Genomic DNA, 22,341 nt, shown 5'->3' on the forward strand with positions numbered 1-22,341 from the left:
AATTTTAGTTTAACGTTACTAGGTTGAACGTCGCTTAATCGCCACAACAGAGTAAGTATGCCAATGCTTCATCTTGCCTAATGATGTAAGCGCTTGTTCGTCTCGCTCGTGAAAACGGATAACTTCGAACGCATCAAATAGACTCAGTACTTTTGCCTTTGTGAGAGGCGTTGTAGAGGTTCGGTAACCATAAGCCCAACTATCGTCCACCCCCATAAAATCGCCCGCAAATACACCACCGATTTCAATGCTATCGATGATTCGTTGCCACGTCTGATCGAACTGATTTGGCTCTGCAAAAAATAGGCTGGAGTTCGCAATCACTAGCCCGGCTTTGGGATAGTCATAATCTTCAAATGCGATTTGAGATATCTCGACCCAAGCTTTTTGACCGAACCTGTCTCGACATATCGATATTGAGTCAGGATTAACGTCGAAGCCATAAACTTGGTGGCCTGGCTGTTCTAAAAACGCAATGTCACTTCCTGTACCACAACCGCAATCAATCGCTACATTTAAGCCTGACTCGTTCAGCTTCATAGCGAATTCTGTTCTTTTTGAATGAGGCTTATCTAAGGCTTTTTGATAATACTGACGCCAAATCTCTGAATGATCATCCATTGCATAACTCCAGCAGTTCGGTCAGGTTTTGAACCTCAACAATAGGTAAGTTTGTATCTGCGATGGCACCTTCAGTGTTGAGCCAAACAGCCTGCAGGCCAGCCTCAAGCGCAGGGTAGATATCTTTCTCTAGGGTATCGCCAATCATGGTGATCTCTTGTGGCTTTATCCCGAGTTGAGAGATGATCGCAGGATAGAAGCCCGGTTCGTATTTAGATAAACCAATACTCGCCTTACAGAAGTAACCATCGATGTATTGCGACAGGCCAACTCGCTCAAACGCACAGATGATGTCAGCTTTACTTGAATCGGCCGCATTGGTAGCGATGTAGATGTTGTGATGCTTGGACAATTCAGCGAGTAAAGCTTGTGCTCCACTCACTTCTTGTACGATTTCCCAGTCACACATTTTCCCTTGTGCGTCTGGAAAATCGATCATTAAGGTGTTGCCCCAATCAAATAACACTGTTTTGGTCAGCTTGGTTGCAGCCGTTGATTTTATGCCTTTGCTCATCATGCCTCCTGCATCGATGATGTTTCGAATGTTTTACCGTACTTACAAGAATTTCTCGATAAGAATCTCATCAAAGTATTGCTCGCCAATCTTGGCGTGTTTCTTTGCAATTCCGACAGTTTCAAAGCCTTGTTTGAGGTACGCCGCTAATGCGCGCTCGTTATCTGCTAGGACATAAGCAAAAAGCTTTTCGTAGCCTTTGGCTTTTGCGACTTCGAATGTATGTTCAAACAAATACTTTGCAACGCCTTGCCCACGGCTGTTTGCGTCAACATAAGTCCCAATAATACCCACATGGTCGAAGGCTTTTGTATATGAGGCAAACGGCTCTACGTTTTGAAAACCAAGCAGGTCACCAGTCGTTTGATTGACAGCAACACTGAATACACCTCGCTCTGGAAACGACTCAATAAATGCCTTTTCTTCTTCGACCGTAAACGTCTTATCCAAGATAGTGTAACGCGCTTCAGTGATAATTGGATTCAATACGTCGATTATGCCTTGAGCATCGCTTACCACGACTTGTCTGACTGTTAAGTTCATACTTTCTCGACCTTTTTTGTATGGGCAGATTCTAGCTCTATATGCCACCTTTTTGATAGGACAGAATGTTATCAAAAGCGATATCAAAGTAGAGTTCGTAACTATTTTGTTCAACGTAGCCCAAATGCGGCGTTGCAGTCACATTTGGTAGAGATAACAGAGGTTCGTTATTCGGCGTCGCAGGTTCAATATCAAACACATCAATTGCTGCTCGTTTACTTGGTACCTTGGTGAGTTCATCAAATAAGGCATTAGGCTCGACTAACTCCGCACGGCTGATATTCACGAATAGCGAATCAGGTTTCATCACGCTGAGGTCATTAGCAGTAACACAGCTTTTAGTGATACTGTTTAAACGGAGGTGTAATGAGAGTACGTCAACACGCTCGAAAAATTCCTGCTTAGTTGCTGCCGCCTCGAATCCATCGGCTTGTGCTTGTTCTCGCGAATTCTGGCTACCCCACACCATAACATCCATCCCGAACGCTTTGGCATATTGCGCGATGCAGCGCCCGATTTTTCCATAGCCCCAAATGCCAAGCTTCAACCCCCTTAGCGTTCTACCTAAACCGAGTGCGCCTGAACTTTGCCATTGATTCTGTTTAAGGTTTGAAGCGTAAGTAGGAATGTGACGAGATGCCGCCATAATCAATGCCCAACAGAGCTCAGAAGGCGCGACAGGTGAACCTCGCCCTTCTAGCACTTTCACACCGAAACGTTCACACAGCTGAGGATCTATGTGATTACTGACTTTTCCGGTTTGGCTGATCACTTTTAAGTTTGGTAGTTTAGATAGCAGCGACTCCGTAATTTCGGTACGCTCGCGGATCAGCACAAGCGCCTCAAAGTCGCACAGCTTCAACGCTAGTTCATTTTCTGGATAGGTCTCGGTGAATACGGTTACGTCATGATCTTCCAACTTTCGGTAACACTCGAGACTTTTTACTGCATTTTGATAATCATCCAATATCGCAATTTTCACTACACACTCCCTGTTCTATTGCTTTGCTATTTTTGAGCGTTAAATGCCACGGGTTAAGATTCATTTAACTTGTAGCTCTCTGTATAAATCAAACCAATTATTGATGGACGACTTTGAAACGCTCAAGCACCAACATCATGTCTTCACTAGGCGTAATCTTTAACTCTTCACACTCGCGAGAGAAAAAGTTCCAGTGGGCTTCTCGCCACCATACCAACGTTTTGTCCCCCTCGCCTTCAGCGGCAGCAAACTCAGCCGTCACCTGGTTATATGGGCACAATGACACCGAGGTAACTTCAACAATACAGACAGGCTCACCGTTCCAATCAGTGACCACCTGTAAATGTCCAACAACGGGCATGGTTTCGCCTTCAAGGCTATACCAATATTCCATGCTGCATGAGGCTTGCTTTTCACCTTTCAGTATCAGCTGCGCGCATAGATTGGCGTTGTATTCATCCGCACAGTAATAGTCAGCACTGAATGAGGTGTATTGTTTGGCAACTTCAGCCGGCAGTGTATTGAGATAGCTATCTAGATAAGCTTTGCTTCTTTCTTCCATGATGGGTCCATTTTCAATATTCGTTTCAGCCAGAATCACTACATATTGAGCAACTGACTGCATTGCGCGTAACCTATCAAGGAGCGTAAACGGTGTAAACCAAGTAAAGATGAAAGTGTGTTAAGAGAGCAGATTTAACGCAGGATTTTAGATCAAAAAAAGAGCTAAAAACACCTTCAGGCAGTGCTTTTAACTCTTTGTATTTTATTGTGGATTAACCAATTAACGGTTTAAGAAGTCTACCGCTTTATCTGGGAAGTCGGTAAAAACACCGTCGACTTTCACTTGGTTATAAAACACGTCCAACATACCATCGAAGTTATCGACATAACCTGGAATTCGGCCTGGATCAGCGCGGAATGTATATGGGTGAACATCTAAGCCTGCGTCTTTCGCTGACTTCATCAATGGCTTAATGATGATGTTATCTTTGGTTGATGCATCGTCCACCAGCATAGGTTTCCAAGGACCAATACCGTCAGCATAAGTCGCCACTTTTGCCATACCGCCCTTCTCGAACATCCAATCATAACTATAAGGCGTCGCTACATCGCCTTTGTAAGTCATGGTTTCATTCCAGTCCGTATAAGCCATTAGCTGAACCAGCTTGAGGTCCATTTCCATCGCAGGCATGAGTTCGTCGTTTATGCGTTTTAGTTCGTTCGCATCGAAACACTGTAGGTAAACCTTATCATCTTTTGATAGGTAACCATATTGGTGCAAGGTAGCCAGTACTGCTTTAGAGATGTCTTTGCCTTCATGACGGTGGAACCATGGTGCTTTGATTTCTGGGTAGATGCCAACGTCATAACCAAGGGTCTTATTCAAACCTTGGATCATTTCGATTTCTTCTGCAAACGTTGGTACTCGGAAATCAGACTGCCACATTGGGAAGCGTGTTGGGTAACCTGCGACTTTGTTCCCTTGCTCATCAAGCTTAAAGCCTTCTGTCACTCTTAATGATTTTATCTCAGCGAGTGTAAAATCTATCGCGTAGTAGCGCCCATCTTCACGCGCACGGTCAGGAAAGCGCTCTGCAACATCGGTAACGCGATCTAGATAATGATCATGAAGTACGACGAGTTGGTCGTCTTTGGTCATCACAACATCTTGTTCGATGTAATCTGGTTTCATTGCATATGCAAGAGCCTTAGCAGGCAGAGTATGCTCAGGTAAGTAACCCGATGCGCCTCGGTGAGCAATAACCAAAGGATCGGCAAAGGCGTTAGCCGATAAGCTTAGAGCCAATAGAGCCAGGGACAGTGACGTTGTTTTCATTGTTCTATTCCTTGATAAAATAGAGGCAGGTTATCCCTGCCTCGTTTAATTATTAGTATGATGATGTTGAGTTAAAGAATGATTAAGCTATTGCCTCTTTCTCTCGCTCAAGGCTTTTCTCTTTATGGTGCTTACGCTCACCGACAAACGCGTACAACAGGCAGATGATTGAAGCAACACAAGCACCCACCAAGATAGTGAAACCACCATCCCATCCGTAATGGTCAACCATGAAGCCAAGTACTGCGTTTGCTGCAACTGCGCCACCTAAGTAACCAAATAGACCTGTTAGACCAGCAGCTGTACCCGCAGCTTTCTTAGGTGCAAGTTCAAGTGCGTATAGACCAATTAGCATTACCGGACCGTAGATTAGGAAACCAATCGCAACCAATGCCATCATATCAATAGTTGGGTTACCTGCCGGGTTAAACCAGTAAACTAGCACCGCGATAGTCACCAATACCATGAACAAGATACCTGCTGGAGCACGGCGACCTTTAAATAGTTTATCTGAGATCCAACCACACAATAGCGTGCCAGGGATACCTGCCCACTCATACAAGAAGTAAGCCCAAGAAGATTTATCTACAGAGAAGTCTTTCGCTTCTTTTAGGTAAACAGGAGCCCAGTCCAGTACGCCATAACGAATTAGGTAAACGAACGCGTTTGCAATTGCGATAGACCACAGCAGTTTGTTATTGAATACGTACTTAAAGAAGATCTCTTTCGCTGTCATCTCAGTTTCGTGAGATTTGTCGTAGTCATCTGGGTAGTCGTTTTTGTGCTCTTCAATTGGCGGTAGACCACAAGATTGAGGGGTATCTCTTACTGTGAACCAAATGAAAATAGCAACGAGAGTGGCAAAAAATGCAGGAACATAAAAAGCGGTTCGCCAATCGTCGTTAAAAGCCCAAAGACCCAATAAGAACATTGGACCAATCAATCCACCACCCACGTTGTGAGCAACGTTCCATACTGACACGATCTCGCCACGCTCTTTACGTGACCACCAGTGCACCATGGTTCGTCCACACGCTGGCCAACCCATACCTTGGAACCAACCGTTCAGGAATAGAAGAATAAACATTGCGGTGATGCTGCCGGTTGCCCAAGGCATGAAACCAAAGCAGAACATAACCAGTGCCGACATTAACAAGCCGCCACTGAGGAAATAACGAGGGTTAGAACGGTCAGAAACGCTACCCATTAAGAATTTAGATAGACCGTAAGCAATAGATACGGCTGCTAATGCCACACCCAGCTCACCACGGCTGAAACCCTGTTCAATCAAGTAAGGCATTGCCAAACTAAAGTTTTTACGGACTAGGTAGTAACCCGCGTAGCCAACAAAAATACCGATGAACAGTTGCCATCGTAATCGTGTGTATGTGCTATCGATCTTATCTGATGACAAACGATCGATATGCGCCATAGGTTTGAATATTCCAAACATAGGAACCTCATGTTATTGGGCGAAGGAAGAATAAAATGCTCGAACGAAAGAATTAACGCTCATTCGAAAACAGGAGGGATTGTATGTGCTTCAGGAATAATTTCTGTGATGCATATAGCTATTAACAATAAATTTGTTTAAATACAGCAAATTAGTTTCATTTAATTAGATCATGCTTCATATTTTTGACCATTAGTTGATTATTCAACCAATTGTAAATCGAGCAAGCACTAGCCAGCAGTGAGCAATCGAGCATTAAGCAAGCACAGTACGTCGTATTATTGTCCTAGCTGCATATTAAATACTGCGTTTATGAGTTATTACCGCGAACAACCGATCGCAGCTTCCTACCCTCCACATACAACTCATCCCCACCAGCGTTCTTTTGCGCACCTAATACATAACCAGTCGTGATGTGACAACTATGATCCAGTTTATTTATTGAGCATTCATGTTTACGTATCGTTCACTTCAAGCGATGTAGCAGAGCAACTAAGTCAAAGTTATTGGCGTTCAATAAACACGTTCTGTGCATCAACTGTTTAGAACAAACCCAACGATAGGAAACATCATGAACAAATCACTTATCGCGCTTGTCCTTACTGCCGTTCTTGCGGGTTGCTCATCTGGCGGAACCTCAGAACCAGCTCAACCACAATTCGATGGGGATCATGGCTATGAAAATATCGACCCAGGCTTTGGATATGACGATACAGATGACGATGGCGGTTATGACAACGCAGACCCAAAGTATGGCGTTGACGCACCAACACTGAAAGACAAAATCGCTCAAGCGGATCTCGGGTTTATACACATCCCAGAGCTAGGCGATATTCCTTTCTTTAATAAAGGTAACGATGAAGCAAACATCAGTGCGGTGAAGGAACGAGACCACGATGGCGAAACGCTATACAGCATCTACGTTGGCGAGCGACGTGTCGGTGAAATCTTGGTTCGCGATGGACATGTAAAAGTAACCGCAGGTGACAAAATGATTACTGCACAAAAAGATTCCATCGATTATCGACAGCAAGATCATACCTTTTGGACAGTGAGAGACACCAACGGCGACGTCATTGGAGACTTTAAACGTGTAGACGATGGTGTTTGGATTTTCCGTGAAGAAATAGACCGTGAAACATTTGTTGTTAAATATCATCATGGTAAGTGGAACTTTATCCCAGTTGCCGATATCAAGAACAAAGTTAAAGACAAACTGCCTACTCATGCTGAAGTGACAAAAGTCCGTACCAAGATGCAGGTAAACAAACTACGCACTTTAAAATAGTGCACTTTGACTCCTCACGATAGTGACATCCCATTGAGCTGGCATTCTTTCAATTGGAGAGTGCCTGTTCAGAACAAGAACAACGGAAACAGATTACAAAAACAACTCAAGGACGATCCCGACTAGGTTACTCATTTACTGGCGTTCCATATCACCGATATGCGCCTCTATTAAGTACACATAAGCGAGCGATCCAATGACTATCAAAGCCCTTCCCCTTACAGTTTTAGCTTCTCTTCTTTTGTTCTCTACATCTCATGTTAACGCTTTCGAACAGACTCAAGAAGAAACAGCCGTTACGTTTGGCTTATCTGCTGAAAGAGGCTGGAGAGATTGGTCTGCTTCTTATGTGAAATATCGTGGTCCGGGAACAGTTGGTTATGGTGTTGAGTTTACACGCTCGGCATATAACGAGGATGACGGGGCTTACGAGTACAAACAACGCGACAACGAATATCAGTTTCATGCACCGATTGGTATTACCGATAACTTGTATATCACTCCCGGCTACGGAATAAAACGAACACACACGGATATTACTTTTGAAGGACACGAGCTTTCTGATAGCACAACAAAACAAGTGGGTGGCTTAGATGCAACCTATATTACGGACACTGGCTTCGTTGTGACCGCAGGTTTTGATAAGGCCGAAGGAGAAGATTTAGAATTTTCCATCGGTGCAGGTATTGCTTGGTAAACATTGCCAATCCAAACTATCCATACAAAAAGGGCCTAGATTTCTCTAGACCCTTATATAAACAGTATTCCGCAGCTGAGTCAGCTACAACAATCTATTATTCTTCGATGTAGTAAGCTTCTACAGTGCCTTTAAGAGTAATAAGCATTGGATGACCGAAACGATCAAGTGCTTTAGGAGAAGGAATCTTCACCCAACCTTCGCTGATGCAGTATTCTTCAACATCAGTACGCTCTTTACCATTTAGACGGATACCGATTGGGTATTCGAAACACTCAGCCACGTGGTGTGGGCTGCGTGGGTTGCCTGCAAGATGATCTGGTAAAGCTGGTCTTGAATTAGTATCGCTCATGTTCATTACCTGTATGTACGTAAATAAAAAAAGTGCGTTATTCTAGTCAATATAGGCTTTGTGCTCAACAACTGCCGTAATAAATTGTATTGATAGCTTTAATCAGCGCCTAGTTGTTTGATTTATTGGCGATATTTGCCCTATTTCTTACATAAAACTAAACACTTTTAACATCGTAAGCCGATACCTTCACTCAAAAAGAAACGCACATCACATGATGGTCTGGGTCGGTATCAATATTGACGCTCGACCAACCGAGAGATAGGTACAAGGACGGTATATTGGCATAGGCGTAAAGCTTAGACGCAGAATCTTCTGCAGTTTTCGATTGGTAGAAGGCTGGCATCTGTTCAACCGCTCGCTTAATCAACTCACTGGCAATGCCTTGTCCTCGCCATTTCTCATCAACATAAACAGCATTAATCCAAACAACATCCCTTACTTGATGAGGTTCTTGAAAATGGGAGTACGCTAAGCCACCGATAACAACATTTTCGCGAATGACAACAATAACTGGCGGTAGATGAGCATTGGTTGGGTCCGACTGCTCTGGATAGGCCGATTTAAACTCAAAGTCCGCCCATTCACTTTGAAAAAGGCGTTCGAGCTCTTGCCAATGTGGAGAGTGTTGGACACATTGTCTAAAAACGACTTTTTGCATTTAAACTTCCTTTTTAAATACGAACGATCGGAATGAGAGCCTGTGAGTTAAACAACTCACTCAAAATCAGTATTACGCTACTCTTCTTCCTCATAATGATCATAGTCTGCGTCTTGATTAATCTCTTCTCCACACCCTAAGCATTCCGCTTGTAAGTCCGTGGGCATCGCAATAATCAAACCACAATGTGGGCACAAATCGCCTTGTTGATACATAAAGCTTCCCTTCTACTTTTACCCAGTCTACTTTAACCAATGTTGGTTAGGGTACGTTTGCTTGCTCTCTTCCAACCAATCGTGAATCACTTGGCGAGCTGCCTCAGTCGGTGGCGCGTTTCTTTTTCCGCAGATTTGGTCGTTCTCAAACGGAAACGCTTTACTTGGAACACGACGTAAACCAATGGTTAAGCGCTGAGGCTTCATCATTCGAAACACCACATAGCGGTCGCTCATAATGCGATTATGATACACGCCAATACAGTGCTTTTGTTCAATGCCCTCTTTCTCAAGATCAAAGTAATCCGTAATTGGGTGAATGTTTTCATTCCCCAGCAAAGGGACCGGATACGGGATATCCATGTCCATGGGCCGACTGCCTTCTAAACGTCGCAATTGACGCTGCTCAGTCCAACGGTCGTGGAGTTGTTCGAACATTGCGAACGAGTTCTGGCTGGTTATTGAGCGTAAAGGATCATCAATTTCTAAATCCTGCCCTAACAATATCGCGTCTTGGAACATCGCCATCTTTGACGGAGAATTAAGTCTACCTTCTTCAACCATTGCAATGCCCAATCGACTGCCGGTTAAAAATGGGTGTACCTGGTCCAAACGCAGTGCCGTGTAGCCAACCTTCGAGTAGTGCTTAAACTTAAGAACACGTCTTTGCAGCGGCTCTAAAATTCGCACGATATGATCGAGTTCATCACCAACGTTATAGTGCAACTCAAGCTTGTCGATAAATTTTAGCGTCGCTTTGCTGCTGTCTAAACCAAGCTTAGCTAGGATCTTCTTTTGCCCTAAACGGCTTAGTTCCAAAGCTTTCTGGTTATCAACACTGTATTTCATGCAAATCAACGCCAAAATCACTGGCCGTAATTCCAATAGTTGTGCCGCTTCATAAGTGTTCGCCGCCAACCATAACATTTGGTACTGATATTCTGGAAAGTTATCTGTGATTTCACGGTAGCGTGCTGGCAGAGTTTCTAACCATCGCCCGTTAACATCAAATTGCTCTATGAGATTAAGGCTTAACCCAATACCACCATCGAGTGGACGTCGTCCGTCTTCAAACACATGGTAGCCAACCAATTTTTGTGACCAATCACGAATCTCGATATCGTAATCAAAGCCGAGTGTTCGGGTGGGAATGGTGAGTAGTGCTGTCATTGATGCCTCTTCATTGGTGGCGCATTGATCTTTCAAGCCTATATAACAGCATAAGCTAGCGCTTCATCCACTATATCAACCTTTTGTAAATTTCTTATCAATCAAAGCGCTATATACAAGATAGCCTTTATAAGATCTTTGAATGATGATTTTCCTTAATATGAGACCTCTTCGATATCATTTGCGCCAACAAAAACTATGCTTGTTACATAACCCACAACAAAAGGCTTAAATTATGGAATACCGACATATTCTAGTCGCGGTTGAACTGTCTGACGACACCAAAGTACTGATTGATAGAGCGACTTTCTTCGCGGATAAACTCGATGCGGGTATTTCGTTTGTTTACATCGATGGTACGCATGGAGAAATCTACCCTGAGCTAGTTGATATTCAAGCAAACGACGGGGATTTACCCATCAATCAAGATGCCGTTAACCACTTGAAGGAGTTCGAAGCTTACGCAAAACACCCTATTAAGCATATTTTTGTAGGTACGGGCGATTTGAACGATAAGCTCAAGAACACGATCTCAGCAAATAACGTTGACCTATTAATGTGCGGCCATCACCATGATTTTTGGCATAAGCTTATCTCCCACTCGAAACAGATAATCGACACCTCTCCGATTGATATCTTGGTCGTTCCGATGGAATAGCAGCTTTCTGTTAAACGGTTAAAACGTTCAGCATTGCCAACCTCTATCGGTATTATTGGTTGGCATATTTCGGTTGGCTGAATACCCTTCTGTACTCGTCCCTTTTTCTCTGGCTAAGTACTACCGATTTCCCTACATCATTTGTGATCTTGTTAGCGTATCAACTCGTAAGCGTCTAATAATTAACAATTCACGAGTGTAAGCATGAAAAAGATTGGTCTCTATCTTTTTACATATGACTTAAGAATCAACGACAACACACTACTTCATCAAGCGTCGCAGAGCGTCGATGAGCTACTATGTGTCGCGGTCGAACCAAGGCTTTCTACCTACTCTGTTCGACTTTCACAAGAACAGGAAAACGGGGCGCATCGTCACCTTTTCATTAATCAAGCTATAGATGATTTAGCCTTGAGTTTGGCGCGTCTTGGACAACGCCTTTTTGTATTAGAGCGAAATACGAGTGAGGACTTAGTTCAACTCGTCAAATCTCAGCAAGTGACACACTTTTTTGCCAGTTCGCATTGTGCCCATGACGAGCGACAGTTAATAAATGATACGCTAACGCAGTGTCCTGATTTATTCATCTATCAGCAGCATCACACAACTTTGTTTGAGAGTGATGCGTTCCCCTTTGAACTTACCAAGCTGCCTGCTTCGTTTACGAAATTCCGTCTTCAAGTTGAACGTTTAGAGATTGAGATAGAAGAGAGTGTAATAACTTACCTGCCACCAGCACCTCAAACCGCTACTTACTCATATAGAGAGCCGATACTTGAATCGGAAGCCTCAGATACACGTGACTACGTAGGCGGCGAAACGGCAGGGTTAACTCACTTAGAAAACTACTTCTCACATCACTATGCCGGAACCTACAAACAGACGCGAAACGCATTAGATGGCATCGAGAACTCAACCAAGTTTTCGCCATGGCTAGCGCTAGGGTGTGTATCGCCAAAAACCATTTACCGCCACTTAAAACAATTCGAAGCGCATCGTGGCACGAACGATTCGACGTACTGGATCTACTTTGAGTTGTTGTGGCGTGAATATTTCTATTGGAAGTGTTTAACGCTAGGGGCATCGCTGTTCGGTCGAGATGCTAACAATCTCTCCAATGAACAATTGCTTGATACCACTGCGGGAGCGAGCTTTGCTAAATGGAAAAGCGGCAACACCAACTACCCTATTGTTGATGCCTGCATGCGCCAGCTTAACGCAACGGGTTATATGTCTAACAGAGGCAGACAGCTAGTCGCAAGCTGCTTGATTCACGAGCTTGGTATTGATTGGCACCACGGTGCCGCCTACTTCGAAAGCCAACTCATTGATTACGATGTCGCGTCGAATTGGGGGAATTGGGCTTATATCGCCGGAGCTTTAAATCCACAGGCTACGCAAAACACCAACAAACAAAATGCAGCCAATCAATCACAATCTAAATCCCGTCATTTCGATCTTGTTAAGCAAACAGAAATGTATGACCCAGAGCACGCCTTTATCAACAAATGGCACCGGGAAGATAAAGCTTCAGCGTCAACTCGATATCAGGACGTAATATGAAATACAAAACTGTACGACTAATTTTAGGTGACCAGCTCAATATTGAGCACTCTTGGTTCGGTCATGTCAGTGATGAGGTGATCTACATCATCGCCGAACTCAAGCAGGAAACCGACTATGTTGCCTCGCACATCCAAAAAGTGGCGGCGTTCTTTTCTGCAATGGGTTATTTCGCTGAAGAGCTAACACAACGTGGGCACCAAGTGTTGCATTTGACCTTGGATGATACGGCACAGTTTAAAGATCTCGACGCCGTACTACAGCACTACACAAACGAGTTTAACGCCGAGAAATTTGAATACCAAAGACCAGACGAATATCGCCTATTAGAACAGCTCAACAAACTCAAACTACCTAACACCGTCAAAGGGTGCTGCGACTCGGAGCACTTCATGTTTCCTTTTGCAGAAATCGAAGAGCAGTTTCCGAAGGATAAACACATCATGATGGAGCACTTCTATCGCCGAATGAGAAAGCGTTTCGATATTCTCTTAGACGATGGAAAACCAGTCGGCGGTAAATGGAACTATGATGCGAACAACCGTAAAAAACTCAAGAAACAGGACATCGAAAACCTGCCACAACCCTTGATGTTTGCCAACGATATCTCATCCATCCTAGAGCGTATTGAACGACACCAAGTTGCGACCATAGGACAAGTTGGTGACCAACTGCTTTGGCCTGTGATTCGAGCGCAAAGTTTGTCTTTGCTCGCTCACTTCTGCCAAGTTTGTCTACCGCTATTTGGTCATTTTCAAGACGCAATGACAGTGGAACACGACTCAAAGTGGAGCTTGTATCACAGCCGACTCTCGTTTTCGTTAAACAGCAAGCTTCTTAGCCCTAGCGAAGTTATTGATGCCGCTCTTTCTGCTTATCGCGCTTCTTCTAAGCAAAATGCACCCACTATCGATATTGCACAGGTCGAAGGGTTCATTCGTCAGATATTGGGTTGGCGTGAGTACATACGTGCAGTGTATTGGGCGAACATGCCGGCTTACGCTACCAAGAACCACTACTCAGCAGACCGAGCGTTGCCGCATTACTTTTGGGATGGCCAAACTAAGATGAATTGCATGAAGCACGCGATTGATCAATCACTAGAGTATGCTTATGCCCACCATATTCAAAGGCTCATGGTAACGGGCAACTTTTGCTTAATCACAGGCATTGCACCAGACCAAGTCGACAACTGGTACCTCGGCATTTACGTAGATGCAATTGAATGGGTTGAAATGCCAAATACGCGAGGTATGGCACTGTTTGCGGATGGCGGGATCGTAGGAACCAAACCATACTCTGCCAGCGGTTCGTACATAAATCGCATGAGTGACTATTGCAAAGGTTGTCATTATAAAATTAAAGAGCGCAGTGGTGAGTCCTCGTGTCCGTTTAACAGTTTGTACTGGCGCTTTATGAATCAACACCGCGACGCCTTAAACCGAAACCCTCGCATGGGTATGCTTTATCGTTCTTGGGACAACATGGATGCACAAGAACAACAAGCGATATTAGATACGGCGGAACAACGACTGATGAATTTGGAGAACTTATAATGGTGGAGCAACTCAGATTACACATATTGGTTATCGGTGGTAGTGGCGGCATTGGTCTCGCCGTGGTTAAGCACCTACTGTCTGAGCTGTCTCGCTTTGATTTTCTCGATATTCATGTTGCGGCAACTTACCATTCCCAAAAACCTGAGATTGATGATAAACGCCTAACTTGGCACCAGGTTGACGTGACTCAAGAATCCGATATCGTCGAATTACGTTCTCAATTTGATCAACTCGATTGGCTGATTAACTGCGTTGGGATGTTACATACGCCAGAACTGGGGCCTGAAAAGAACCTGTCGTCCATCGACCCAGAATTCTTCCTCAAAAACATGTCTGTGAATACCCTACCAAGCTTGTTACTCGCTAAGCACTTCACTCCACTTCTCAAAACGAGTGACAACCCCAAGTTTGCGGTGGTGTCCGCTAAGGTTGGCAGTATTTCAGATAACAGATTAGGCGGCTGGTATAGCTATCGATCATCAAAAGCTGCCCTCAACATGTTCATTAAAACCATGTCGATTGAATGGCGTCGAACAATTAAGAAAGGCACCATATTAGCGCTGCACCCAGGGACGACTGATACTGCGTTATCGAAACCCTTTCAAGCAAATGTACCGGAGGGCAAGCTATTCGATTCAGCTTACGTGGCACATCAACTCGTCGACATTATTCGCACCGCCACACCAGAGCAAAGCGGACATTTCTACGGGTATAACGGGGAACAGTTACCTTGGTAAAACAGAAATAAAAAGTTGGGAAGATCGGATCCGCACTGAGATTCCCTATCACGCTCGTCCCTCGCTGTAGGGAATGACGAAATTGTAAGTATTTGGATCCCTTTCATAAATAACCAAAAGGCAGTTGAGCATCCAAAGTCAGTTACACTCACTCGGAACATCCGAATACATGAACATAACGATTAGTAAGTACTGTACAAGTAGGAAGTGTACGCAATAGTCCAATCCATAACCTTCCTCGTCATTCCCGAGAAGGAGGAGCGATTGAGTCGGGAATCTCATTAAGATATTCGCTAAACGTTATTGAGATTCCCTATCACGCTCGCCCCTCGCTGTAGGGAATGACGAAGTGTTCGCCAGCAAAATCTAGCGTTGCTACAGTCTAGCTTTGCTTAGGTTTATTACGGCGACAACGCTCAGAGCAATACACGACTTCATCCCAGCAGCGTTCCCACTTCTTGCGCCATGCGAATGGCTTCTGACACACAGGGCATGTCTTTGTCGGTAGGTGCGGCTTTTTGTGCATGAATGTTCCTTGTGTTTTGGCCTATCAATTGAAGTTCTAACAAAAAGATGCCCTATTAAGCTCGTTCATCGCTACAGGGAATGGTGATAGTTGTGATACCCAAGCTAACTTACCCAACTTCAAATAATGGTCGGAACTCTCTAGCGTCCGACCATCTCTTCCAGCATTGGTATACAAATCAGAGCCCCATTCCGTCATCCCCAAGAAGGAGGAACGACTGAGTTGGGGATCTGCTTTTGTTGAAGCTGAAACCATTTCAACTCAACACGCTAGGCTTTTAATACCACCGACCAATCTTGAAGATATCAGGCAACCACTTTGTACTGCTTTTCCATCTCGCTAACGCCAAGGCCTGCGTGCTTGGTTACTTTCAACTGAACAGGCACACGCTCTTTCAAAGCTTCAACGTGGCTAATGACGCCAATCATTTTGCCTGATGCATTCAAGTTATCGAGTGCGTTCAATGCGATGTCTAGCGTGTCACTATCAAGCGTGCCAAATCCTTCATCTAAGAACAGAGAATCAATACTGGTTTTGTAGCTAACAAGATCAGATAACGCGAGTGCCAACGCCAAACTCACCAAGAAGCTTTCACCACCAGACAGAGTTTTGGTGTCGCGCATTACATCACCCTGCCAGGTATCGAGTACCTGAAGCTCTAAGCCATCGTCGGCTTTGCGTTTTAATTCATATCGACCATGCAAACGCTGTAACTGCTTGTTTGCCAAGTACACCAAGTTTTCCAGTGTTAGGCCTTGTGCAAACTTACGGAACTTATCGCCATTCTTAGAGCCAATCAGCGAGTTCAAGCGAGAGATATCATCGAACTCAACTTGTTGTTCAGAGATCTGCTTAAATAAATCCTGCTGGTTACTTCGGTTCTGACGATCCGTTTCAAGGTTGGCAGAAATTGCGCCAATCTTGCTCGCATGGCTTTGTTGAGCTTCTTGGCAATCAGCTGTCGCCTGCTCCACTTGCTGTTGATCTTGTTCTTGCCATGTTTGCGCATTTTCGTGGTTTTGGAGTTCCACTTGCGCTGCTTTTGCCGTATTCAGCCTTGCTTGAGCACTGACTATCGCTTCATCCAGAGACTTCTTAAGATTTTGTAATTGAGTACGCACCTCTTCATCGAGCAGTGCCGCTTCAAAATCAACTTCCCCTTCAAATGGGCTCGCTTGCAAAGCTTCAACCCAAGCATTGGTCGCTTGCGTGTGGCTTGTTTGCTTCGTGGTTAACTCATCAGAAAAGCCTGTATGTTTCGTTTGTTCGGTTCGATGTTCCAATTCACAGCGATTAAGTACCAACTGAGCCGCCTCTAACGCTGTAACTGCATCTGCTACCTTTTGCTTCATTGCTTGGCTTGCGACTTGAATGTCTTGCTCGCCAAACAACTGCGCTCTTTCACCACCAATACGAACCAGTTCAGAAGTTAACAATTCGCTTTCTTTGCTTAACGCATCTAGCTCTTTTTGTGCACTGCTGAGTTTGTCATCCAGTGTTTTTTGTTCAGCACATTGGGTAATCAAACGCTTCTCTAGCTCAGCCTGTTGCTGTTTGGTTTGCAACCATGTATTTGAGGCTTGCAGTTTTTCAGCGAACCAAGCGTCAATGTGCTCAAGTTCAGGAGCTTCGATAGAGGTTTCAACAATACTCTCTTTGAGTGAGCGCCATTGTTGCTCTTTGGCTTGCGCGGTTTGACCTGCTTGTTCATTCGCAGCTTGGTTTTGCTTATTGAGGTCGTTGAGGCGCTCCTCCGCTAACACAAGGTTAGCTTGCGCTTTATCAGCCATGACACTCACAGATAAACGTTGTTTCTCCGCCTCGGCATAGCTGTTTTTTGCATCTACTAAGACTTTTAGCTGCTGCTGGGTTTGATTTAAGTGAAGCTCGCATTGTTCAACAAATGCCGTCACCTTCGTTTCATTCCCAAGGTCAGTCACAGAAAGCGGTGTTAACTCCAGCGTCACAGCTGGAAAGTCAGACAAACTCTGTTGAAGCTTACCTATTACAGATTGCCAATTAAGTTGCGCTTGCTGAATATCCGCTTGTGCACGTTGAATATCATCGCTTAGTGCTGTGATCATAGGAGCAAGAGAATCCAACTGTTGGCGATGCTCTTGACCATCTTTCTTAATGACCGCTAACTCATGTTTTTCTCGCTCTTGCTGAGCAATCAAGTTCGCAATATCTTGCGACTGCTCAACGCTATGTTCAGTAGAACCACATAGCGGACATTCAGAGCCAGACTCCAACTTCGCACGGTACTTAGCTAACTCTCCCTCTTGTGCGATTAACAAGGTTAAGCGCTCAAGTGATGTCTCTTTCTCTTTGTATCGCTCTACCAGTACTTCACGCTCTTTCGATAGCTTGTCAGCCTGCTGAACGTTAGTTTGGTGGGCTTGTGTCTTAACAGCGAGCTGTTGCTGTGCATTCAAAAAACCACGATTGATTTCAAATAACGAGTGGGTGTTGCGATTCCAAAACTCCAACAACTCTTTTTGAGCAAGTAATGCTGTTTCACTGGAGCTCGCCTGTAATGCTTCCCATTGCTGCTTGGTATTGTTCTCGGCCAGCAACAATTCAGCTAGAGCTTGATCTTGCGATGCTTTGGTTTGCTGTGCGTTTTTAATCACAGCTTGTTGAGCTTCTAACGCCGTAACGGTTTGCTTCGCTAAGTTAAGTTGTTGTGAATGCTGAGACTCTAACGTACGCACTTGCTCAACTTTGGCTTGCCACTGACCTAGGTGCTTTTCGAGGTGTTGGTCCGCCTGATGCGCCTCTAGATAGTCAGCGCTCAGCTTTTCTTGCTGTTTCAACTCGTCAATCTGTTGCACCAACATAAGCTGTTGATTACGTTGCTGTGCGTGTTGTTCATTCAACGTATTTGCGGCGTTAACCGCCGAGGTATGCTTGTCTTTGAGTACCGATATTTGGTTGTCCAGTGGGCGGACTTGCTCAATGATCTTTTCTTGATCCTGTTGCTCGGCTTTAACGTTTTCAACCGCTTCACTACTTTGAGTCAGTTTAGTTTGGGCATCTAACTTCTCGGCCTCGCGCACTGCTAGTAACTTAGTACTGTTATCTAGGTTAATTTGCGTAAGGTTGAGATCATGCTCACAGCGTTTCAAGTCTTTGTGCAGCGGTCGCAATTTCTCAGCCGGCTCGCTGTTTGCCAAACGTAACAAAGATGGTCGATTTTGCTCTAAATCGCTTTGCGCTATTTTTAGGTCTTGTTCACTTGTCGCAACAGTATACTGCGCTTTGGTCACGTCTTTCCACCAGCTAAGGTGAGCTTGCCACTCTTTTAGTTGTTCTGCTAAACGTTTCTGTTCAGCTTCTAACGTCTCACGCTCTGTTGTCAGCTCTTGAATTTGCTCATCAGACAGTAAACTCACACCCTCAGCTTTTGCTTTCAGGTGATTAAGCGACTCTTCACTCGATTTAAAGTGATCGTAAATACGTTCTGAAATCTGGCTATAGACTTCAGTACCAGTAAGTTCTTCCAACAATTCAGCACGATCATTCGCGTTAGCATTTAAGAAGGCAGCAAATTCGCCTTGAGAAAGCATGATTGATTTCGTAAAGCGAGAGAAATCGAGACCTGTCACCTGCTCAACCAACTTGGTCTTCTTGGTTAGCATGGTTTCTAAGACTTTATCAGTGTCTGCACCTGCAAATTCACATGTTGGCGTCTGCAGTGCACCATCGTGCTTGCCGCGCGCTCGCTTTTGATGAAAGTTAGAACGATAAGTTTTGCCCTGCACTTCAAATTCAAGTTCAGCGAAACACTCACCGGTACCGCGAGTCATCAACTCGTTATTGCCCTTCGCTATGCTTTTCAAACGAGGCGTGCGGTGGAATAGCGCTAAACAAATTGCATCCAGAATAGTCGTTTTACCCGCACCGGTTGGGCCCGTGATTGCAAACAGGCCATTTTCTGCAAACGGTGATTGGGTGAAATCGAGCTTCCAACGCCCTTTCAAAGAGTTCAGGTTTTCAAATTCTAGGCTTAAAATCTTCATACTCGTTACTCTTCTACTTTGTTTGTTGCTTGAGCGCTTTCAGACACTTCGACCATGACTTGCTTAAACTTCACCGTCATTCGCTCTAAGCGGGCTTTTTCAGATTCAGTTTCGAACTCTTCTAAAGCAATGCGCTTGGTAAACACGTCCATTGGGCTCAGTTCAGACAGAGTTTCTGCTGATTCTTGCTCCAACGCTTGGTTGCGACGCTCTCTTGCACGGCGCAGTTGAAGTACTTCCACATTCAAGCCTTCAGTCAATGCACGCATACGTTCTTGTAGATCAGATAGGTAATCTTGAGCCTGAACCTCTATCGACAACCACACGCTTTGTTCGCCATCCAAACCAATATATTGATTCAGTTGAGACTCTATCTCGCTCAAGTCGCCTTTAATTTCGGCCAACGGTTGGAAAGTAGGAACGGCTAATTGAGAAATGGTTCGTTCACCTTCAACAAACTCGACCACGCATACCTGCTTCTGGGATTTAAGCTCGTCAAAGCTAAGTGGGATTGGAGAGCCGGAATAACGAATGTATTCACGCTTGGCCACCACCTGAGGACGATGAATATGACCAAGAGCAATGTAGTCAGCATCTGGGAAGCCATCCGCAGCAAAGCCATCTAGGTTACCAACGTAAATATCACGTACAGAATCTGACTGTTGAACGCCCATTGCAGTAAGGTGACCCGTAGCGATGATTGGCATGTGCTCATGGTTTTCATAGGTAGCACGCTTAGCGACTGCCGCCTCATAAACACTTTGGTAGTGCTGCTTGATGGCATCCCCAAGCTGTTTTTGACGCTCTACGCCAGTAACACCAGCTTGGCTGGTCAGCACATCACGTGGGCGGATAAAAGGAATAGCACACACGAGCGCTTCTACATCGCCCTTTTTACCCTTGAGTTCAACAACCTGAGTCGCATGATCTTCGTTGGTATTTGGGATGACATCAGCACCCATGTATTTGAGCAGTTGTTGGGTCTCTTTCAGAACCGAAACGGAATCGTGGTTTCCGCCTAGCAGTACCAATTGACAGCCAATCTTGTTCGAATCGACGACAAACTTGTTATACATCTCACGAGCGTAACTTGGTGGCGTACTGGTATCGAAAATGTCACCAGCAACGATGATCGCATCGATGTCATGTTCAGTAACTTGCTCAAGTAACCATTGTAAAAAACGTTCATGTTCATTCTTACGGCTTTTGTTGTAGAAGTTTTGGCCAAGGTGCCAATCGGACGTGTGAAGAATCTTCATTGCTGCTCACTGGAAGTCGGTTATACCTATAATCTACCAAAATCGCCCATACAATTCCCTTTTATAAGCTTGTGAAAAGCAACTAATTTTACGCATGAACGCATCATAGGTTATAGCTACAAAAAAGCCGCTCATAATCAGAGCGGCTTTCGTATCAACTATAAACAATTTCAGATATCAACATGCGTTAGAAATTGTAAGAAGCACCCAGTGTTACTGTGCTAAATGCTACGTCTCGGCTGCTTAGACGTACTTTATTACCGTTAATATAAGCGAAGTTTTCAACGTTCACGGCGTCAGCTTGTGAGATCAGACGAAGTGTTAGGTTCTCTACTGGCGTGTATTCAACACCAACACCGAAGTGGAAGCCTGCGCCAGAGTCATCACCATAGAAAGCACTGTTGCTCGAGTTCAAATCTACGTAGCTTAAACCCGCTAGTACAAATGGACGGATTGAGTTATCGAAAGTGTAACCAACATTCGCAGCTACTGAGAGAGACGTTGGTGAAAGCTTTTTTTGGCCAAACAACTCATAATCAGCGTAGTCCGTGTAGCCTAGTTCGATACCGACAATACGGTTAAACTGATAACCGCCATAAAGGTTGTAACCCATGCCGTCAGAATCTAAATTAGCGCCACCGTCCGTGTCTGAATCTTGATATACACCAAGGCCAGCACCAATGTATGGACCGCCCTCAATACCAGCAGCAAAGGTAGGAAGTGAAACCAAGCCAACTAGGCCTAATAGAAATGTTGATTTAAGCATGAAAATACCCTTTTTAGTTTGTCCCACAGCACCGTTCATCAACTATTAATAGGTTTCCGACACTATTCCAACGGTTGCGATACTGTTTAAAATAAATTATTCAAGCGACTTCCAAAAAACAATACAACACTGTTCATTTACGAAGTGATTGGGAAATTATCACGACAATTTTCATTCACCAAGCGAATAGTTAATAAATTTTATAGAGTCTTATTTATGAGACAAAATAGAGCAAAAGCTTAAAGATGAGTGAGAATTACAGTGTCAACATTGTATGAATGATCATAAAACAAATATAAATCAGACAGTTATAGAAAAATCAATCATATAGAGTGGTTTGTATATTCTAGCTATTACTTGATACTCCCCTTTCCGGAAAACAAAAAAGCTCACGCTATTTTTTAATAGAGTGAGCTTTAATTTATCCTTTCAAATTATTCAGAACAAAACACTATTAAAATATATTTAAAATAGTGAATGTAATATTAATGAGCTTCAGCAAGGCTTGCCAAATAGGTATTCATTAAATAGAAGCCACTAAACTTTTCCACAAAATCTTGAGGTACCGTTTTCTCCGTTAAGCCCGACTTAATCAAAGCGCTCTGCCACGCTTGCACTTTAGGAAAGGCTTTGTTGCGTAATTCAATGGAACTAAATCCAGAACCTACGATCTGAGCAGCTACCTCCACTCTCTCTCGTAGTCCTATGCCTAAGCCTCGTTACAAAACAACCAACTGGAAGCAATACAACCAATCACTCATTAACCGTGGTTCTCTGACCTTTTGGATTGATGAAGAAGCAATAAGCGGGTGGGCGCAAAGCAAACAGAATAAGCGTGGGAGGCCGCGTCGGTTCAGTGATTTAGCTATCACGACAGCACTCATGGTCAAACGAGTTTTTTCTATGCCATTGAGA

At 44.3% G+C, this 22,341-nt stretch carries 22 protein-coding genes and 1 pseudogene; 7 read left to right on the forward strand and 16 right to left on the reverse strand.

Annotation, left to right across the window (positions count from 1 at the left end; translation table 11 throughout):
• Nucleotides 1–18: 18 nt before the first annotated feature.
• From L1D55_RS13515 to glpT, 7 genes are all read right to left on the reverse strand, one after another.
• A complete protein-coding gene (locus tag L1D55_RS13515) occupies nt 19–621 on the reverse strand; it encodes a class I SAM-dependent methyltransferase (protein ID WP_239917763.1) in 603 nt (200 codons plus the stop codon).
• Nucleotides 614–1,135, reverse strand: a complete 522-nt coding sequence (locus L1D55_RS13520; protein ID WP_239917764.1) for an HAD family hydrolase — start codon at nt 1,133–1,135, stop codon at nt 614–616. The genes L1D55_RS13515 and L1D55_RS13520 overlap by 8 nt, the downstream gene beginning before the upstream one ends.
• Before the next feature lie 42 nt (nt 1,136–1,177).
• Nucleotides 1,178–1,678, reverse strand: a complete 501-nt coding sequence (locus L1D55_RS13525; protein ID WP_239917765.1) for a GNAT family N-acetyltransferase — start codon at nt 1,676–1,678, stop codon at nt 1,178–1,180.
• A gap of 37 nt (nt 1,679–1,715) precedes the next feature.
• On the reverse strand, nt 1,716–2,660 hold the full coding sequence (locus tag L1D55_RS13530) for a D-2-hydroxyacid dehydrogenase family protein (RefSeq protein WP_239917766.1): 945 nt from the start codon (nt 2,658–2,660) through the stop codon (nt 1,716–1,718).
• 97 nt (nt 2,661–2,757) lie between these two features.
• Complete coding sequence (locus tag L1D55_RS13535; protein WP_239917783.1) at nt 2,758–3,222, reverse strand: ASCH domain-containing protein; 465 nt, start codon at nt 3,220–3,222, stop codon at nt 2,758–2,760.
• 222 nt (nt 3,223–3,444) lie between these two features.
• Nucleotides 3,445–4,500, reverse strand: coding sequence for a glycerophosphodiester phosphodiesterase (gene glpQ / locus L1D55_RS13540; protein WP_239917767.1), 1,056 nt, complete (start codon nt 4,498–4,500; stop codon nt 3,445–3,447).
• A gap of 82 nt (nt 4,501–4,582) precedes the next feature.
• Nucleotides 4,583–5,953, reverse strand: a complete 1,371-nt coding sequence (gene glpT / locus L1D55_RS13545; RefSeq protein ID WP_239917768.1) for a glycerol-3-phosphate transporter — start codon at nt 5,951–5,953, stop codon at nt 4,583–4,585.
• 571 nt (nt 5,954–6,524) lie between these two features.
• Here glpT and L1D55_RS13550 point away from each other — a divergent pair.
• Both L1D55_RS13550 and L1D55_RS13555 read left to right on the forward strand, forming a co-directional pair.
• Nucleotides 6,525–7,241: a membrane lipoprotein lipid attachment site-containing protein gene (locus tag L1D55_RS13550; protein ID WP_239917769.1), complete on the forward strand. Its 717-nt coding sequence runs from the start codon at nt 6,525–6,527 to the stop codon at nt 7,239–7,241.
• A gap of 196 nt (nt 7,242–7,437) precedes the next feature.
• Nucleotides 7,438–7,938, forward strand: a complete 501-nt coding sequence (locus tag L1D55_RS13555; RefSeq protein ID WP_239917770.1) for a hypothetical protein — start codon at nt 7,438–7,440, stop codon at nt 7,936–7,938.
• Between the two features lie 97 nt (nt 7,939–8,035).
• Here the strand turns inward: L1D55_RS13555 and L1D55_RS13560 are convergent, their stop codons facing one another.
• From L1D55_RS13560 to L1D55_RS13575, 4 genes are all read right to left on the reverse strand, one after another.
• Entirely contained in the window at nt 8,036–8,290 is a 255-nt protein-coding gene (locus L1D55_RS13560; RefSeq protein ID WP_239917771.1) for a DUF3297 family protein, read from the reverse strand.
• A 193-nt stretch (nt 8,291–8,483) separates the two neighbouring features.
• Entirely contained in the window at nt 8,484–8,951 is a 468-nt protein-coding gene (locus L1D55_RS13565) for a GNAT family N-acetyltransferase (RefSeq protein WP_239917772.1), read from the reverse strand.
• Between the two features lie 77 nt (nt 8,952–9,028).
• Nucleotides 9,029–9,166 (reverse strand): hypothetical protein, encoded by a 138-nt coding sequence (locus tag L1D55_RS13570; protein WP_008223140.1) that lies wholly within the window; start codon nt 9,164–9,166, stop codon nt 9,029–9,031.
• A gap of 27 nt (nt 9,167–9,193) precedes the next feature.
• Nucleotides 9,194–10,336: a PcfJ domain-containing protein gene (locus tag L1D55_RS13575; protein ID WP_239917773.1), complete on the reverse strand. Its 1,143-nt coding sequence runs from the start codon at nt 10,334–10,336 to the stop codon at nt 9,194–9,196.
• A gap of 235 nt (nt 10,337–10,571) precedes the next feature.
• Between L1D55_RS13575 and L1D55_RS13580 the strand changes: the two genes are divergently transcribed.
• From L1D55_RS13580 to L1D55_RS13595, 4 genes are all read left to right on the forward strand, one after another.
• Nucleotides 10,572–10,994 carry a universal stress protein gene (locus L1D55_RS13580; RefSeq protein WP_004739621.1) on the forward strand — a complete coding sequence of 141 codons (423 nt, stop codon included), beginning with the start codon at nt 10,572–10,574 and terminating at the stop codon, nt 10,992–10,994.
• Nucleotides 10,995–11,198: 204 nt separating this feature from the next.
• On the forward strand, nt 11,199–12,557 hold the full coding sequence (locus L1D55_RS13585) for a DASH family cryptochrome (protein ID WP_239917774.1): 1,359 nt from the start codon (nt 11,199–11,201) through the stop codon (nt 12,555–12,557).
• Nucleotides 12,554–14,113 carry a cryptochrome/photolyase family protein gene (locus tag L1D55_RS13590; RefSeq protein ID WP_239917775.1) on the forward strand — a complete coding sequence of 520 codons (1,560 nt, stop codon included), beginning with the start codon at nt 12,554–12,556 and terminating at the stop codon, nt 14,111–14,113. Before L1D55_RS13585 ends, L1D55_RS13590 begins: the two co-directional genes overlap by 4 nt.
• The gene (locus L1D55_RS13595; protein ID WP_239917776.1) at nt 14,113–14,853 is read left to right on the forward strand and encodes an SDR family oxidoreductase; all 741 of its coding nucleotides are present in this window, start codon (nt 14,113–14,115) and stop codon (nt 14,851–14,853) included. The genes L1D55_RS13590 and L1D55_RS13595 overlap by 1 nt, the downstream gene beginning before the upstream one ends.
• A gap of 382 nt (nt 14,854–15,235) precedes the next feature.
• Here L1D55_RS13595 and L1D55_RS13600 read toward each other — a convergent pair whose 3' ends face one another.
• From L1D55_RS13600 to L1D55_RS13620, 5 genes and pseudogenes are all read right to left on the reverse strand, one after another.
• A complete protein-coding gene (locus L1D55_RS13600; RefSeq protein WP_128160772.1) occupies nt 15,236–15,379 on the reverse strand; it encodes a DUF2256 domain-containing protein in 144 nt (47 codons plus the stop codon).
• A 305-nt stretch (nt 15,380–15,684) separates the two neighbouring features.
• On the reverse strand, nt 15,685–19,401 hold the full coding sequence (locus L1D55_RS13605; RefSeq protein ID WP_239917777.1) for an AAA family ATPase: 3,717 nt from the start codon (nt 19,399–19,401) through the stop codon (nt 15,685–15,687).
• A gap of 5 nt (nt 19,402–19,406) precedes the next feature.
• Nucleotides 19,407–20,660 carry an exonuclease subunit SbcD gene (gene sbcD, locus L1D55_RS13610; protein WP_239917778.1) on the reverse strand — a complete coding sequence of 418 codons (1,254 nt, stop codon included), beginning with the start codon at nt 20,658–20,660 and terminating at the stop codon, nt 19,407–19,409.
• A 187-nt stretch (nt 20,661–20,847) separates the two neighbouring features.
• Nucleotides 20,848–21,426 (reverse strand): porin family protein, encoded by a 579-nt coding sequence (locus L1D55_RS13615; RefSeq protein WP_061031893.1) that lies wholly within the window; start codon nt 21,424–21,426, stop codon nt 20,848–20,850.
• 485 nt (nt 21,427–21,911) lie between these two features.
• Nucleotides 21,912–22,052, reverse strand: a pseudogene (locus tag L1D55_RS13620) (glutathione S-transferase family protein); the annotation flags it as partial.
• Between the two features lie 79 nt (nt 22,053–22,131).
• Here L1D55_RS13620 and L1D55_RS13625 point away from each other — a divergent pair.
• On the forward strand, nt 22,132–22,341 hold a 210-nt coding region (locus tag L1D55_RS13625), incomplete at its 3' end, for a transposase (protein ID WP_239917779.1).

Origin of the sequence: Vibrio sp. Isolate22, from assembly GCF_022398115.1 — a bacterium.
In the GTDB taxonomy this organism is placed as follows: Bacteria; Pseudomonadota; Gammaproteobacteria; order Enterobacterales; family Vibrionaceae; genus Vibrio.

What these genes read in the sequence shown, in the direction of transcription:
- L1D55_RS13515 (WP_239917763.1), bottom strand. Translation starts at nt 621, where the DNA reads ATGGATGATCATTCAGAGATTTGGCGTCAGTATTATCAAAAAGCCTTA.
- L1D55_RS13595 (WP_239917776.1), top strand. Translation starts at nt 14,113, where the DNA reads ATGGTGGAGCAACTCAGATTACACATATTGGTTATCGGTGGTAGTGGC.
- glpQ (WP_239917767.1), bottom strand. Translation starts at nt 4,500, where the DNA reads ATGAAAACAACGTCACTGTCCCTGGCTCTATTGGCTCTAAGCTTATCG.
- L1D55_RS13520 (WP_239917764.1), bottom strand. Translation starts at nt 1,135, where the DNA reads ATGAGCAAAGGCATAAAATCAACGGCTGCAACCAAGCTGACCAAAACA.
- L1D55_RS13550 (WP_239917769.1), top strand. Translation starts at nt 6,525, where the DNA reads ATGAACAAATCACTTATCGCGCTTGTCCTTACTGCCGTTCTTGCGGGT.
- L1D55_RS13590 (WP_239917775.1), top strand. Translation starts at nt 12,554, where the DNA reads ATGAAATACAAAACTGTACGACTAATTTTAGGTGACCAGCTCAATATT.
- glpT (WP_239917768.1), bottom strand. Translation starts at nt 5,953, where the DNA reads ATGTTTGGAATATTCAAACCTATGGCGCATATCGATCGTTTGTCATCA.
- L1D55_RS13600 (WP_128160772.1), bottom strand. Translation starts at nt 15,379, where the DNA reads ATGCACAAAAAGCCGCACCTACCGACAAAGACATGCCCTGTGTGTCAG.
- L1D55_RS13615 (WP_061031893.1), bottom strand. Translation starts at nt 21,426, where the DNA reads ATGCTTAAATCAACATTTCTATTAGGCCTAGTTGGCTTGGTTTCACTT.
- L1D55_RS13560 (WP_239917771.1), bottom strand. Translation starts at nt 8,290, where the DNA reads ATGAGCGATACTAATTCAAGACCAGCTTTACCAGATCATCTTGCAGGC.
- L1D55_RS13605 (WP_239917777.1), bottom strand. Translation starts at nt 19,401, where the DNA reads ATGAAGATTTTAAGCCTAGAATTTGAAAACCTGAACTCTTTGAAAGGG.
- L1D55_RS13555 (WP_239917770.1), top strand. Translation starts at nt 7,438, where the DNA reads ATGACTATCAAAGCCCTTCCCCTTACAGTTTTAGCTTCTCTTCTTTTG.
- L1D55_RS13580 (WP_004739621.1), top strand. Translation starts at nt 10,572, where the DNA reads ATGGAATACCGACATATTCTAGTCGCGGTTGAACTGTCTGACGACACC.
- L1D55_RS13575 (WP_239917773.1), bottom strand. Translation starts at nt 10,336, where the DNA reads ATGACAGCACTACTCACCATTCCCACCCGAACACTCGGCTTTGATTAC.
- L1D55_RS13535 (WP_239917783.1), bottom strand. Translation starts at nt 3,222, where the DNA reads ATGGAAGAAAGAAGCAAAGCTTATCTAGATAGCTATCTCAATACACTG.
- L1D55_RS13525 (WP_239917765.1), bottom strand. Translation starts at nt 1,678, where the DNA reads ATGAACTTAACAGTCAGACAAGTCGTGGTAAGCGATGCTCAAGGCATA.
- L1D55_RS13570 (WP_008223140.1), bottom strand. Translation starts at nt 9,166, where the DNA reads ATGTATCAACAAGGCGATTTGTGCCCACATTGTGGTTTGATTATTGCG.
- L1D55_RS13585 (WP_239917774.1), top strand. Translation starts at nt 11,199, where the DNA reads ATGAAAAAGATTGGTCTCTATCTTTTTACATATGACTTAAGAATCAAC.
- L1D55_RS13565 (WP_239917772.1), bottom strand. Translation starts at nt 8,951, where the DNA reads ATGCAAAAAGTCGTTTTTAGACAATGTGTCCAACACTCTCCACATTGG.
- sbcD (WP_239917778.1), bottom strand. Translation starts at nt 20,660, where the DNA reads ATGAAGATTCTTCACACGTCCGATTGGCACCTTGGCCAAAACTTCTAC.